Below are 548 nucleotides of genomic sequence, written 5' to 3'. Positions count from 1 at the left end.
GAGGCGCTGGAAAGCGACACGATTCCGCCGCGCCTGGCGGTCATCGGCTCTTCCGTCGTGGCGCTGGAACTGGCCCAGGCCTTCGCCCGCCTGGGCAGCCAGGTCACCGTCCTGGCGCGCCACACGCTGTTCTCGCAGGAAGATCCGGCCATCGGCGAAGCCGTTGCCGCCGCGTTCCGCGAGGAGGGCATCACCGTGCTGACCCACACCCAGGCCAGCGCGGTGGCTCATGCCGGCGGCAGCTTCGCGCTGACCACGAACCGTGGCGAGATTCGGGCCGAGCGCCTGCTGGTGGCGACGGGCCGCGCGCCCAACACGGCGGCGCTCAATCTGCAGGCCGCCGGGGTGGAGTGCGACGCGCGCGGCGCCATTGCGGTGGACGACCATCTGCGCACCAACGTGCCCCACATCTATGCCGCCGGGGACTGTACCGATCAACCCCAGTTCGTCTATGTGGCCGCAGCCGGGGGCACGCGTGCGGCCATCAACATGACCGGAGGCGATGCGACACTCGACCTCTCGGCCATGCCGGCCGTGGTGTTCACCGA

At 70.6% G+C, this 548-nt stretch carries 1 protein-coding gene; it reads left to right on the top strand.

The genetic code is table 11. From position 1 onward, the window contains the following. A partial coding sequence (locus THIARS_RS18135; RefSeq protein WP_186436773.1) for an FAD-dependent oxidoreductase occupies positions 1-548 on the top strand: 548 nt, incomplete at both ends.

It is taken from the genome of Thiomonas delicata (genome assembly GCF_900088825.1).
GTDB lineage: Bacteria > Pseudomonadota > Gammaproteobacteria > Burkholderiales > Burkholderiaceae_C > Thiomonas_A > Thiomonas_A delicata.
Note: the sequence above shows the minus strand (reverse complement) of the source record. Positions and strands in the feature narration are given on the sequence as shown.